1 protein-coding gene is annotated in these 238 nt (G+C 37.0%); it reads right to left on the bottom strand.

The genetic code is table 11. From position 1 onward, the window contains the following. Positions 1 to 145, bottom strand: a 145-nt coding sequence (locus SB756_RS35025; RefSeq protein WP_410913876.1) for a BlaI/MecI/CopY family transcriptional regulator, incomplete at its 3' end; no start/stop codon positions are given. Between the last annotated feature and the right edge of the window lie 93 nt (positions 146 to 238).

The following is a 238-nucleotide window of genomic DNA, read 5'->3' as shown; positions in this document are numbered from 1 at the left end:
CTAATCGACCCAGTAGGGTTTTAATGGTTTTTTCGTGCCATTGCTTATCATCGCTTAAGCGCTCAATAATTTGGCTCGCGGTTGCTGGGTAATTAATCCAAAGCGCATCAAGCACGTCGAACTCTGCTTTTGATAACTCAATCATTTTATTGCCTACAAATGTAATCTTTAAGTTAAGACTACACCTGTAATCTATTTTTGCAAGGTTATTTTTTAACTTTTTGCGGTGTAATTAAGC

The organism is Pseudomonas sp. SIMBA_068 (assembly GCF_046534705.1).
Lineage (GTDB): Bacteria > Pseudomonadota > Gammaproteobacteria > Pseudomonadales > Pseudomonadaceae > Aquipseudomonas > Aquipseudomonas putida.
Note: the sequence above shows the minus strand (reverse complement) of the source record. Positions and strands in the feature narration are given on the sequence as shown.